Source organism: Aquimarina sp. 433, assembly GCF_054054605.1.
Map to the genome: position 1 here is coordinate 327,558 of NZ_JBSWZK010000004.1, position 13,060 is coordinate 340,617.

Annotated in this window: 12 protein-coding genes; 6 read left to right on the plus strand and 6 right to left on the minus strand. The window is 33.1% G+C overall.

Translation table 11 applies throughout. The annotated features are described in order from the left end of the window. Positions 1 to 39: 39 nt before the first annotated feature. From ACWNT5_RS10870 to ACWNT5_RS10880, 3 genes are read right to left on the minus strand one after another with little or no spacing between them, the layout of a single operon-like run. Positions 40 to 483 (minus strand): hypothetical protein, encoded by a 444-nt coding sequence (locus ACWNT5_RS10870; protein ID WP_456517330.1) that lies wholly within the window; start codon positions 481 to 483, stop codon positions 40 to 42. Beyond that, positions 476 to 1,867, minus strand: coding sequence for an ABC transporter permease (locus ACWNT5_RS10875; RefSeq protein ID WP_456517331.1), 1,392 nt, complete (start codon positions 1,865 to 1,867; stop codon positions 476 to 478). Before ACWNT5_RS10875 ends, ACWNT5_RS10870 begins: the two co-directional genes overlap by 8 nt. A 2-nt stretch (positions 1,868 to 1,869) precedes the next feature. Continuing rightward, entirely contained in the window at positions 1,870 to 2,502 is a 633-nt protein-coding gene (locus ACWNT5_RS10880) for an ABC transporter ATP-binding protein (RefSeq protein WP_456517332.1), read from the minus strand. Positions 2,503 to 2,601: 99 nt separating this feature from the next. Here ACWNT5_RS10880 and ACWNT5_RS10885 point away from each other — a divergent pair, with 99 nt between their 5' ends. The 6 genes from ACWNT5_RS10885 (at position 2,602) to ACWNT5_RS10910 (ending at position 9,962) form a co-directional block, all read left to right on the plus strand. Beyond that, positions 2,602 to 3,012, plus strand: coding sequence for a MerC domain-containing protein (locus ACWNT5_RS10885; protein ID WP_456517333.1), 411 nt, complete (start codon positions 2,602 to 2,604; stop codon positions 3,010 to 3,012). A gap of 22 nt (positions 3,013 to 3,034) precedes the next feature. Further along, complete coding sequence (gene folE, locus ACWNT5_RS10890; protein WP_299602571.1) at positions 3,035 to 3,697, plus strand: GTP cyclohydrolase I FolE; 663 nt, start codon at positions 3,035 to 3,037, stop codon at positions 3,695 to 3,697. Positions 3,698 to 3,944: 247 nt separating this feature from the next. Beyond that, entirely contained in the window at positions 3,945 to 4,640 is a 696-nt protein-coding gene (locus ACWNT5_RS10895; RefSeq protein ID WP_456517334.1) for an ABC transporter ATP-binding protein, read from the plus strand. A gap of 24 nt (positions 4,641 to 4,664) precedes the next feature. Then, positions 4,665 to 7,163, plus strand: coding sequence for a TonB-dependent receptor domain-containing protein (locus tag ACWNT5_RS10900; protein ID WP_456517335.1), 2,499 nt, complete (start codon positions 4,665 to 4,667; stop codon positions 7,161 to 7,163). 4 nt (positions 7,164 to 7,167) lie between these two features. Further along, positions 7,168 to 8,619: a DUF3526 domain-containing protein gene (locus ACWNT5_RS10905; protein WP_456517336.1), complete on the plus strand. Its 1,452-nt coding sequence runs from the start codon at positions 7,168 to 7,170 to the stop codon at positions 8,617 to 8,619. Further along, positions 8,616 to 9,962 carry a DUF3526 domain-containing protein gene (locus tag ACWNT5_RS10910; RefSeq protein WP_456517337.1) on the plus strand — a complete coding sequence of 449 codons (1,347 nt, stop codon included), beginning with the start codon at positions 8,616 to 8,618 and terminating at the stop codon, positions 9,960 to 9,962. The genes ACWNT5_RS10905 and ACWNT5_RS10910 overlap by 4 nt, the downstream gene beginning before the upstream one ends. A gap of 6 nt (positions 9,963 to 9,968) precedes the next feature. On the opposite strand, the gene ACWNT5_RS10915 is transcribed toward ACWNT5_RS10910, so the two are convergent. The 3 genes from ACWNT5_RS10915 to ACWNT5_RS10925 all read right to left on the minus strand — a co-directional run bounded on the left by ACWNT5_RS10915 (position 9,969) and on the right by ACWNT5_RS10925 (position 12,953). Then, entirely contained in the window at positions 9,969 to 11,015 is a 1,047-nt protein-coding gene (locus ACWNT5_RS10915; RefSeq protein ID WP_456517338.1) for a succinylglutamate desuccinylase/aspartoacylase family protein, read from the minus strand. Between the two features lie 191 nt (positions 11,016 to 11,206). Further along, positions 11,207 to 12,037: a cupin domain-containing protein gene (locus tag ACWNT5_RS10920; protein ID WP_456517339.1), complete on the minus strand. Its 831-nt coding sequence runs from the start codon at positions 12,035 to 12,037 to the stop codon at positions 11,207 to 11,209. A 94-nt stretch (positions 12,038 to 12,131) separates the two neighbouring features. Continuing rightward, complete coding sequence (locus ACWNT5_RS10925; protein WP_456517340.1) at positions 12,132 to 12,953, minus strand: LytTR family transcriptional regulator DNA-binding domain-containing protein; 822 nt, start codon at positions 12,951 to 12,953, stop codon at positions 12,132 to 12,134. Between the last annotated feature and the right edge of the window lie 107 nt (positions 12,954 to 13,060).

Here is a 13,060-nt window from a genome sequence, read left to right on the forward strand (position 1 = left end):
GTAATTCGATCTAAAAACTAGTGTGCAAATGTGATTAATTTATTCTATTAATCTACCGATAGCATCCCTAAGAATATAATTACAATGATCAACATCATCGTCATTGAGTTCGAGTACACCTATTATCTCCACGATTTGATCAGTTTTATATTTTGTATTGTTTTTAAATATCACTTCTACAACAGATTCAGGTCCAGATCCTCCGCAGAAAAAACAAGATGACATTGGGTTTCGAGAAAGTAGAAAAAACTGATCATCTTCTGATGAAAAGTCTAGAAAATATCCTGTAAGCTTTATTTTGGTACCCTCAAGAGCTTCTACAGATGTATCAAATGTTGGTTTCAAAAAATAATCATCATAGTTTACATTATAAACATTACGAAACGTTACTTGCGCCAAGTCATTCCAGGATACTTTTTTTTGAGAAAACAAAGTCGAAGTAACACTAAATAATACTATGATAAATAAACAAAACTTACGCATCAGCTAATATTTTAGAAACATTTAATTTTAATAAAGACAAAGAGGCTATAATTGCTGCTGGCAAAGTAGTAACCATAACTAGTAACAACATATAAACCTCTTCTCTATTAGGCATACCGAACTGAAAATCATATCCATAAGCATCGGAGAAAACTGAAAACAACCAAACGCCTAATCTACCAAACAACCAACCAAAAATAGCACTAACTAAAGTTAACATTAGCGCTTCCAAAAAAACAAGTTTTATCAACTGAAACGTACTTATTCCATAGGTTCTCAATAAAGCCAACTCCTGTTTTCTTTCTCTTACTGATCTTACAACATTAATAAAAATACTAAGTGAAGCAATAAAAAGTATCACTAAAGAAATCCCATTAATTGCCTGAAACCCTACCCCTAAAAACGTCGTTAATCGATCAATTTCAAATTTTGGAATTGCTGCTTGCATTGTAGATTTTTCGTTTACAAACCTGGATGTCTGCAACGCTCCTATTGGATTTCTGAATTTAACTAGCAATGAAGTGATTTCTTTTTTCTCTTCATCATCTCTTTCTGAGTGATCGTGTTCTTTGGAGTGATCATGTTCCTCTTTGTGCTTAGGATCGTCTTGCGAATGATTATGTTCTTCAACAGGGTGATACTCTTTATTTTCATGAACATGCTTACCATCTTCATGAGATTGTGTTTCTGTGATAAGATTAAAATTCTCTTTCTTAACGGGGTCTTGATGCTTTTGATGAACTTCTTCATTTTCATGACCTTCATCATCCGAGTGTTCATGAACTTCCCAAATACTTTCGAGATTTGTAATAATCAGATTATCAATGATAGTTCCTGTCGGTTTTAAAATACCTGTAATCACAAATGGCTTTTCTTTATGAGTTTCTAAACCGCTCTCAGCCAAACCATGACTACTTGCAAAAGTTTTACCAACCTTAAGATTTATTTGCTTTGCAACTTGACTTCCGATGACAGCTTCGAATGATTTTTCATATAATCTTCCTCTTTGTAATTGTGCTTTATAAACCTCTAGGTATTTATGTGTTGTTCCTAAAATTCTATATCCTTTGTAATTATCTCCGTATGAAACAGGAAACTTATATTTGACCATTGGTTTTTTAGCTATTTTCATAGCTTCTTCTAGATCTATGTTTCCGGTCGGATTATCTATATGTAAAAGAGATGATAACACTAATTGCAAAGGACTTCCCTTGGCACCAATAACCATATCAAAATGCTTCGTATTTCCCTCTAGATGTTCATTAAGTTGTTTTTTTACTTGCAAAATAAACGTAGCAAGTGAAATACTAAGTACCAAGAGTAAAACACTTAATACCGTATTTAGAGGTTTAGAAATAAGATTTTTGTATGCTAAGTATAACAATTTTATAAGATTATATGATTATTAAAATGCGGCTTTACTCGCTGATCATGCGTTATAATTACTAAATTGCTATTGCAGATCTTAGCTTCTTTTTTTAGAAGAGAAACTACTATTTCGCAATTGATATCATCCAAATTAGATGTCGGTTCATCTGCTAATATGATCTTAGGTTTATGAATTACTCCTAGAGCTATCGATAATCGTTGTTGTTGTCCTTCGCTAAGTTGATATACCTTTTTATGCATTTGATCACATAATCCTAAATGCATTAATAATTCTTCTCTCCGATATCGATCACTTTTACTTTTCGAAAATTTTTCTCGAATCAACAAGTTTTCCAGCACAGATAAAGATTTGATAAAATAAGATTTCTGAAAAATAAGACCAATGTTTTGTCCTCTAAAATGATTTAACTCTCCTCTAGTTAATCTGTTAATATGGGTATTCCCAATGTAAACATCTCCCGTATCAATCGGTAAAAGTCCAGCCAATAAATGCAACAAAGTAGTCTTTCCTACGCCAGATGCACCTAAAATCAATAAGCTCTCTTTGGAAGAAAGGTGAATGTCTGGGAAAACTAGATTTTGATCTTCAGAATGCTTATACGCATATTGAAGAGACGCTGTTCGTATCATAAAAACATTTTGTCAAAAGTAGAGAAATTATATTAACGCAACAACGTTGCAATTATAAAAATAGTAGTATATTTGCCGGGATTTAAATGTGCACCTCAGTTGAAATTATTAGACATACAAAATAACTCAGACAAACTAGGTATATTGGCTAGTAGCCTCTGCCTGATACACTGTATCGCTACTCCTTTTTTATTTCTAGCGCATACTGCTTCACACGTAGCAGATCATCATGGTTCTAAACCTTTATGGTGGAAAAGTTTGGACTTTATTTTTTTAGCATTATCATTTATAGCTGTATACCGATCTACCCAGACCACTAGCAGACCTATCATGAAATATCTTTTTTGGAGCTTATGGGGTATTTTATTTGCTAGTATACTTAATGAAAAACTCGAACTCATTCACTTAGGAGAAAGTATAATATATGTGGTAACACTTTCTTTGGTCGCTTTGCATTTTTATAATCAAAAATATTGCAAATGCGACAATGAAAAATGTTGTGAAAACTAATGAATATAGGATTATGAGTACAATGAACAAAGAAGAAATAGAATCTATCGGTGATGCGCACGCTTCTAGTGCTACAGAAACTCCATTGCGAGTGGATGCTTTTGACAAAAGTGATGATGAAAAAATAAAGAATATACAGCATCATTTTGCAGAAATCATGAAAGAACTGGGTCTGGACTTAACTGATGATAGTCTTTCTGGAACACCTTATCGCTTTGCAAAAATGTACGTAAAGGAACTTTTTTACGGTCTTAATCCTGCTAATCGACCGAGAACATCAACTTTTGAAAATAAGTACGGATATCAGAAAATGCTCGTAGAGCAAAATATTAATATCGACTCTTCTTGTGAGCACCATTTTCTTCCTATAGTTGGCAATGCCCATGTAGGATATATCCCAAAAGATAAGGTAATAGGATTATCAAAAATCAATCGTTTAGTTGATTATTATTCTCATAGACCACAAGTACAGGAAAGACTATGCCTGCAGATATTAAAGGATCTACAAAAAACCTTAGGTACCGATGATGTTATTGTTGTTGTAAATGCGAAACATCTATGTGTTTCTTCTAGAGGAATCAAAGACAAAAATAGTTTTACCACTACTATCGAGTTTGGTGGCAAGTTTGCTGATCCTATATACCGAAATGAATTTTTAGGAATTATAGCAAAAGGTGATAATTAATTTATAATGAAACGAATACTAAAGATATGCGAATTTTAATACATAAAATTATTGCTATGTATCTATTCGCTACTAATATTTATAAGTCACAAAATTCACAAGAAAAAGATGTCTTACTTTCTGGTGAATTTTGTGGTTTACTATATAAACCTCCTCCAGCTTAATTAAACTATATTTTCTATAGAATTACTGGTTACTTCTTAAAAAAAATTACACACAACTCATAAACTCTATACTACTCTATACTATGCTCACAGCAATAAATCTCACCAAAACATATGGTAAGCACCAGGCTCTTAGTGATTTAAATTTATCTGTTGATAAAGGAGAAATTTTTTGTCTACTTGGTCAGAATGGTGCAGGTAAAACAACTACCATCAATCTATTTCTAGGTTTGATTGAAGCCACCAGTGGTACAGCGCAAATAAACGGGGTGACAGTAACTCCAAATAGCAATAAAACTACCCAGATGATTGCCTATATTCCTGAGGTAGTTCAACTCTACGGAAATTTATCTGGTCTAGAAAATCTTAATTTTTTCAGTAGACTCGCCGGATTTAAATATTCTAACTCTGAACTATCTAATTTTTTAGTAAAAGCTGGTCTTCAGGAAAGGGCTCATCAAAACAAGCTTGCTTCTTATTCCAAAGGTATGCGCCAAAAAGTTGGTATCGCCATTGCTCTTTCCAAAAATGCGGATTACATATTTATGGATGAACCTATTTCTGGTTTAGACCCTAAAGCCACTTTAGAATTCACCAAAATATGTAAAGAACTAAGCAATGAAGGTAAAGCAATTTTTATGGCTACTCATGACATCTTTAACGCTGTTAATGTAGGTACTAAAATTGGTATCATGAAAGAAGGAAAACTGGTACATACCTCAAACACAGATGCTATCACAGCAGAAGAATTACAGGACTTATACCTAAAAACTATCTAAACGTAAAACAAATCAATTCACACAATGAAACTTTTTAAATTATTACCCAAACTATTCTTTCTGATTTGTAGTTGTGCTGCATTTGCACAGGTACAAGTAACAGGAACCATCGTCGATTCTCAAAACACACCCATCGTAGGAGCTACTATTTCCTTAGAAAGCAACGCAAATACTTTTGGAAAATTAACAGATGATTCTGGAAAATTCGAAATCGATGCTCCTTCGGGAAATTATAAAATTGAAGTACGCTATTTAGGTTTTCAAGCATATAAGAATACTATAGAAATTGGTAGCTCTTCTTCATATGATATAGGTACTATCCAATTAGAAGAAGGAACAGAACAGCTACAAACTGTCGAAGTTGTAGGGCGTGTTAGAAAAGATTATAACAGTGATTATTCGTTTTCTGCTACCAAAATCGCAATTAAAAATAAAGAACTGCCACAGGTAGTAGCTGCTGTAACCAAGGAACTTATTGCCGATCGACAGGCATTTCAATTACCTGAGGCAGTAAGAACGGTTAGTAACGTTGCTATCACTGGTTTGTATAACCATTATAACATTAGAGGTATTACACAGGCAGATGATGGACAAGTACTTAATGGTATGCGTACGCGTCAGTACTACTTTTTACAACCAATCACCTCTCACTTAGAACGTGTAGAAGTAATCAAAGGACCTTCTTCTGTAACATTTTCTAGTGCTGATCCTGGAGGAACAGTAAATATGGTAACTAAGAAACCATTAACAGAAAACCGTAATGAAGTATCTGTTTCTGCAGGTAGTTTTGGAACATTAAGAGCTACTGCAGATTTTACGGGTCCTTTAAACGATTCTAAAACGTTATTATATCGTTTTAATGCAGCAATTCAGGAAGCTGATTCTTTTAGAGACATTGTAAACAACAATGCTATTTTAATTTCTCCATCTTTAAGTTATATCCCAAACGAAAGTACTTCGCTTAATGTAGAAATGATATATAATAATGCTGAAGGTAACTTGGATCGAGGTCAGCCAATTTTTGATGCTGTGGATGATAACTATGATCCAAACAGTACACCAATTACCTTAAATCCTGGTGCAATTAACGACCTCTACAAAACTAAAGAATTCATATTTATGACGAGCTTTAGTAAAAAGTTTACGAAAAACTTTGGTTTCAATGCTCAGTATATGAAGCAAACTTGGGATGAAGATTTACAAGAGCACAGAGCGGATGCATTCCGTCAGGCGTATGACATTAATGGAGATGTGGTTCCTAATCTTGTAGCCATGAGATACGCTGAAAGACAACAAAACTGGAATACTGATAATTTCAGTGGATTTTTTAATTACGATATAGAAAAAGGAAATATCACTAACAAAATTTTAGTAGGATATGATGCCTCCAGATGGGAAAGAAGAACCGGTGGAGCTAATAGTTCTAGAGATTATTTACTAAATGATGGATCTACAGCTAGATTTAGACCTGGGACAAGTGACCCTAATGATTTTCAGCAAACTGCAGATGGATTATTAGTGCCTGCCGTTCCACATTTAGACTTAACAAATCCTTTTAATGGAATAAGAAACACCAGTAATTATGTGCTTTCACAATTTGAAATTCCTGCAAACTTAACTACTTCTAACGGTGTTTATATTCAAAATCAATTTAAGATTGGAAGACTTTCTGCTTTAGTCAACTTACGATATGAATGGTTTAAAGATATCTTTGACTATGAAGGAGATGAACAAGAGTTTACTACTAATGCTTTTGTACCTAGACTTGGTGTAACTTATGAGGTTACTGATGACATAAGTGTTTATACCACCTATTTAGAAGGGTTCCAACCGCATACCAATACAGTATCGTTATCCCCTTCTGCAGAAGGATTCTTTTGGTCCGCATCACCGGGTAGATTCGATCCATTAGAAAGTAGTTTAATCGAACTAGGTGCTAAAGGAGAATTTTTAAATGGAAAAATATTTGCCAACCTAGCCATCTTTAACATTACTCAAAAGAATATTTTACTTGGAGACACTTTTGATTTAGATAACTTAACCACAAGAGGAGAACAACGAAGTAGAGGTTTTGAGGCGGATATTTCGGGTTATGTATTACCAAATTTCCAATTAACTGCTTCTTATGGTTATACGGATGCTACTATTGAAGAAGATGCCATTGCAGAATTTGTAGGACAACGAATTGGAGGTGCTCCTAAGCATAATGCTAATTTTTGGGGTAGATATGATTTTACCACTACTCCACTATTAAAAGGAATAGGAATTGGTTTCGGTGCTCAATATGTAGACGAGAGATTTACTTGGTATAATCCTACTTATAATACCAGTAGAGTATTATTACCAGAATATACAGTATTTGATGGAGCGATTTATTACAAGCCAAATATCATAAATATGCAGTTAACTTTAAAAGTTAATAACATCTTTAATGACACATATTGGTTAGGTGGTCTTAGTCCAAATAGATTAGGACCTGGTGCTCCCAGAAACTTTTTGTTAACCGCAACCTATAAATTCTAAAAAGATGCAATGGGCTAATATTCGATTATTCGCAATTCACTTTTGGCGTAATGCGACTACTCCCAAAACTTTTTATGTATTGTATGCAATTTTTATACTACTAACAGCGTATTCCGCTGTTAGTGGTATAAACAACTATATCACGCAAAATGAGATTCGACAAGAACATCAGGAAAAAGCGAGACAAAGTTGGGAAGCTAATCCAGATAAGCATCCGCATAGAATGGCACATTTTGGAACTTTTGCCTTTCGGATCCCTTCCACCTTAGGAATATTTGATTATGGATTAGAAAGTTTTACTGGGAATACGGTTTTTTTAGAAGCGCATCGACAGAATAGTGTTAATTTTTCCGAAGCTACATTTTCTACAGGAATGTTACGATTCGGTGAGTTAAGTCTTGCTCTATTATTACAATTGGTATTACCTATTATTTTATTTTTTATTGGTTTTTCTGGAGTTGCAAGAGATAAACAGAACGGAACTTTGAAAATACTATTATCTCAAGGAGCACGCTGGAAAGAGATATTATTTGGGAAATCTATCGGTCTTTTCATGATTTCTTTATTGTTTTTTGCACCTATCTTATTATTGGTAATTATTGCTCTGTTCTTTTTAGAAAGTCCAATATCACAAGATTATAGATGGTTACGCTTGATAATCATTGCGGTAAGCTATTTGGCTTTCCTATTTATTTTATCTGCTATCACTATCACAATATCGACTTCTAGTAATTCTCCTAAAAATGCTTTATTACGTTTATTAGGTATTTGGTTACTCTTGGTTATTTTATTACCAAAATCTGCACAAGCTATGGGAAATTATTGGTTTCCTACACCAAGTAAATTAGCTTTTCAATCCGCTATTGAAAAAGAAGTTATTCAAAAAGGAGATAGCCATAATCCAAATGATCTTCATTACAATGGTTTAAGGGATTCGGTATTAACCGTTCATAATGTTAGTAAAGTTACCGATCTTCCTTTTAACTATTCAGGTTTTGTCATGCGTGAAGGTGAGAAAATCACTTCAGCTCTTTACAAAAAACATCAAGCAAGATTAGTTGATATTTATAAAAGTCAAAATGATGTCACGAAATTTTCATCCTTTATCAATCCGTTTACTGCAATCAAATTAGTATCCATGACCATGTCTAGTACGGATTTTTCATCGTACATGGATTTTCAGGATAAAGCTGATGACTATCGATATACTTTGGCACAAACCATGAATGAATTACAGATGGAATATATCAGTCCAAAAAAAGAAAGTGGTTCTGAAGGAAAAACACATGTAGTAGATCACGAGCATTGGGAAGAGTTTGAAGATTTTAAACACGAGCCCATAACTTTTTCTAAATCTATGAAAGAAGCGCTTCCTGCCCTAATATCCATTATTTTTTGGACAATAGCTGCAATCGGTTTATTGGTATTCACTTCTAAAAGAGCAAGAGCCATATGACGTTATATAAATTATTATTTCAGCAATGTATTCGATCCAAAGAAGTTTGGATAAGCCTTGTACTACTAATTTTATTAGGTGTTGTAGGAATTATTATTGGAGATAAACACCTTAAGAGACAACAAGACGCTATTAATGAAGTGAAAACATACCAAGAGCAACACTTCGATCGACAGGTATCGTTGCACAATGATGATTTAGGCCTCTTATTATATTATGCCAAGTTTGCTTATATAAACTCATTAGATCCGTTGGCAGGATTATCCATTGGACAATCAGATGTTAATCCTACCGTAAAACGAATTACAATTAAAACTTTTGAGGCACAAAAATATGATACCGATCTCATAAATCCTATGAACCTGCAATCCGGTAATCTAGATCTTTCTTTTGTGATTATTTATCTTTTTCCGCTACTCGTAATTGTTCTTAGTTTTAATGTGCTTTCTGAAGAAACAGAAACAGGAACTTGGAGACTTGTTGCCATTCAATCTAGATCAAAACTTGGTTTTATTATTTCCAAGCTTCTGATTAGGTTCATCTTATTATCAGTAGTGTTAGTCATTCTTTTTACTGTAGCAAAATTAACTCTGGATCTACCCTTGAATCTACATTTTTTTTGGATGTTTGGATTATCCTTGCTTTATGTTGTTTTTTGGTTTACTGTAAGTTTTTTTATCATAAGTTTTAAGAAATCTTCTGGATTTAACGCCCTATTACTTTTATCAGTTTGGTTAATATTAATCATCCTTGTACCAGCAGGAATAAATGCCTATGTTTCTTCTAAATACCCTTTGCCAGAAGCGTTAAGTACTGCTATAGCACAAAGAGATGGTTATCATGTAAAATGGGATACTGATAAAAAGGAAACTATAGAGAAATTTTACAAGCATTATCCTCAGTTTAAAAACTATGGGTATCCAACAGATGGTTTTAATTGGTTATGGTACTATGCTATGCAACAAATGGGAGATGATGATTCTAAAAAACAAAGAGATGCTTTTAATGAAAAAATTAAATTGCGCGAACAAACTAGTGACCAAATTGCATCTATAATTCCAAATATGCATTTGCAATTGGCATTTAACCAATTAGCAGGAACCAGTATGAAGCAACAAATGGGATACTTAAATGCCACTGATGAATTTCATGAAAAATTACGTTTATTTTTCTATCCAAAGATATTTGAAGGCAAATATGCCGAGACTATAGATTGGAAGCAATTTGTTCCTGAATATTATACCACAAAAACGTCATTGAGTCCTATAAAAGGTATTGCTCCGTTGCTTATTGCATCGATATTGATGATATTAATTTCGATACCCATGATAAAAAAAATGTAGCTAAGATCATTCAGGTAACACGCCTACACTCATAAGTGTTTCATCTTTATTAATCGGTGGAGTACCAATCATATAAAGGATTACTCCACTTTCTGAAGCTATTATTTTTTCTAAGGTATTACCAAAAAAATCAGTTGTATAGCCCATAAGTTCTCCTTTTTTAATAAGATCACCGGCTTTTTTTTCTGTGTAAAAGAGGCCGGTTGATTTGCTTTTCAGGCTTACTCTTTTTGCAATAATTGTTGGTTTTATTTTAGATTCGGAGGATATGCCATCAAACATTTGCAAATGCTTTAATAAAGAAATCATACCATCTACAATTCTTTTTGTTTCTACTTTACCAGGAATACCAAGTCGACCACACTCTATATCTACTGATGGGATCTTACGATGAAAAGCTTCTTGAGAACAATATATACTTGGAGTTTTCAATCTCTCTTCTTTGATATTAAAAATTATAGAATAATCAAATCCCATAGCTAACGCCATTTCTTTACCTTTTTTAGAAACTTCTGGTAGTGCTTCGCTCTGATACCAAGCATTATAAGCGCGTAAATCTTCTGGAGCATCTCCAGCATGCATATCCACAAAAAAATCAGATTTAGCTATTATATCAGTCGTAATCATATGCGCGATACGTTGAGTAATTGTTCCATTAGGATCTCCTGGGAAAGAACGGTTTAAATTTTTTCCATCCATAGGATTTACATAGGGACTTCTTCCTAAAAAAGCTGGCATATTAGCTAACTGTACTAAAATGACTGTCCCAGACAATTTTTGAGGGTCTATTTTCCTATTTAATTCTTGAGCTGCTAATATCGGAGGATATTCATATCCATGTACTCCTGCTGTTATTCCTAATACAGGTCCAGATTTTATGCCATGAAATATGGTAACAGGCACAAATGTACTATCCTTATCAGATCTTACGGGAACTTTAATATGACTTTTGGTTCCAGGAGCAATTGATTTATTTTGAAAAGAAAAAGGACTTTGTGCTAAAGCATGAATATGTAGTATTACAAGTAAACTTATGGAAAATGCTCTTTTCATAAAGATATATTTTAGCATCTAAAGGTACTGGTTTTATTGGCTAAAACTTAGAAATAAAAGCGCTCATTTTTAACATTAACAGTTAAGATAATGACCTATATACTTATAATAAAACAGAAAGATTCTCTCTATTAAAAAGAACCTTTCTTTATTAGAAAATCGAATCCAAATTGATGTATCATGTCTATTTTTTATGCTCCTTTTCCAAACATGATTAATATTACTTCTACTGCCTCATCCTTTTCATTCCACCATTTATGATTTACATTGGCAGGAATAAATACTGTATTCCCTTCAGATACCGTTATTCTTTCTCCATCGACTTCTCCTTCAATAGTACCTTTAATGGTAACTCCCAACATTGGAAACGGAGCTGCTTGTTCTCTAGCATCATCTCGTACTCGTTCGCCTGGTAAAATTCTGTACCAAGCTGTTCTTAAGCCTTTTTCATAATAAAAAATTGTAAAATTAGAACCATGTGCCTTTCTAGTGGTACTCTCTTTAAAGGGAATGATTTCAGGAAACCCTTTTGTCCAAAAATGAAAAGAAAAGGCATTAAGATTACTATCATCAATTTCTGATGGCGTAAATCCATCCATTTCTCGTACACTCATTGGTGTATAATCTCCTGCAAATGCTTTTCCTTGTGCAGTTAACGCATTGATCGTACCATTATGAATTGCTTGTAAAGTTTCAAATTCTATGGAGTATACATATGTTGGTTTTTTAGGCAAACCTTTTTCCAGAGTCACTCCCCATTTCTCTTTGATTTTCTGACCTGTAATCTCAACGGTCCAAGAGCCATAATCGGAAACTTCAATTCCAACAATTCTGCGTTCTGATGCATATCGATCTTTTGTATAATCATCTATAAAAGACCTCAAAATTAATTCGGCATCATTATCTGTAATATTGTAAGAGTGTCCAAGTCCTCCATTAGAAATTGAATTCTCGATAGCTAGTAAATTGTAAACACCTATCAATGATAGTACGGTAAATAAATAAGTTTTTAATGTTTTCATTTGATTAATGATTTTAAAATTACACAAGGCAAATGAATACAAAAACAACTGCAAAAATCAGTATTTATAGGGGTTTGTGGGGAAACTACAAGTTTTAGGGGTTAATTCGCAATAGATTTAAGATGCTCTCATAATACTTTTCAGAAACTGGAATTTCATCTTCGTAATCCAGAAGCTTTATAATCGTATTTCTTCGCTTATCATTTTTAATACTAAAGCAATTTATGTTCACTAAATATCTTCGGTGACAACGATAAACTGGTGATATTGGATTTACTATTTGATCTTCTATATTCTTTAGACTAGACCTAAGAACAATTTTTTTACGAAGTCCATCTTCTATTTTATGAATATCTACATAATTATCATCACTTCTTATGTATAAAATCTCATTAAGACTTAGATCTAACTGTTTTCCATTGGAAGAAGTTATGCGATACGTTTCTTTTGAAGATATAGAGGCTATACTCTGGCGATTGAAATAACTAAAAATCCCAACAACAAAAAAGGACACAATAATACCTATTCCTAAAAGTCTTCCTATCACGAGGAAATACTCGGTAAAAGTAAAATCTCTAAAACCACCCAAAAAACTCTTGTATAAGAACATTACTCCTCCGACAAAAAGTATTACCAAGGAATACCACAATAGTGCTTTGGCAATATTCCATTTTTTGAAAAAGTTATTAAAAAACTTAGGAATCAAAAACTCTATAAAAAAAATAGCAGAGGAAAAAACAACTCCCATGCTGATAGCAATAAGGTTATAGTACCAAATACCATTTTGATTAATTATATTAAATGGTTTAAAGAGAATAACGAATACACTGGCCAAAAATCCTATTAAAAATACCCAAACAATATTTCTGGTAGTCATTTTTGGTCTTGGAAAGGGAGTTCGAAATAATTTAAACATTAGAATTGCTATTTACCATTTTCCTTTCTTTTGCAACTAAGAATATATTTTGTGCCGCAATGAAGATAAACAAGAATATATTAATCTTCCAAAAATGCATATTTTAA

Bases quoted from the DNA above. Each gene is read 5' to 3' on its own strand.
- ACWNT5_RS10870 (WP_456517330.1), bottom strand. From the start codon at position 483: ATGCGTAAGTTTTGTTTATTTATCATAGTATTATTTAGTGTTACTTCG.
- ACWNT5_RS10880 (WP_456517332.1), bottom strand. From the start codon at position 2,502: ATGATACGAACAGCGTCTCTTCAATATGCGTATAAGCATTCTGAAGAT.
- folE (WP_299602571.1), top strand. From the start codon at position 3,035: ATGAACAAAGAAGAAATAGAATCTATCGGTGATGCGCACGCTTCTAGT.
- ACWNT5_RS10895 (WP_456517334.1), top strand. From the start codon at position 3,945: ATGCTCACAGCAATAAATCTCACCAAAACATATGGTAAGCACCAGGCT.
- ACWNT5_RS10900 (WP_456517335.1), top strand. From the start codon at position 4,665: ATGAAACTTTTTAAATTATTACCCAAACTATTCTTTCTGATTTGTAGT.
- ACWNT5_RS10905 (WP_456517336.1), top strand. From the start codon at position 7,168: ATGCAATGGGCTAATATTCGATTATTCGCAATTCACTTTTGGCGTAAT.
- ACWNT5_RS10910 (WP_456517337.1), top strand. From the start codon at position 8,616: ATGACGTTATATAAATTATTATTTCAGCAATGTATTCGATCCAAAGAA.
- ACWNT5_RS10915 (WP_456517338.1), bottom strand. From the start codon at position 11,015: ATGAAAAGAGCATTTTCCATAAGTTTACTTGTAATACTACATATTCAT.
- ACWNT5_RS10920 (WP_456517339.1), bottom strand. From the start codon at position 12,037: ATGAAAACATTAAAAACTTATTTATTTACCGTACTATCATTGATAGGT.
- ACWNT5_RS10925 (WP_456517340.1), bottom strand. From the start codon at position 12,953: ATGTTTAAATTATTTCGAACTCCCTTTCCAAGACCAAAAATGACTACC.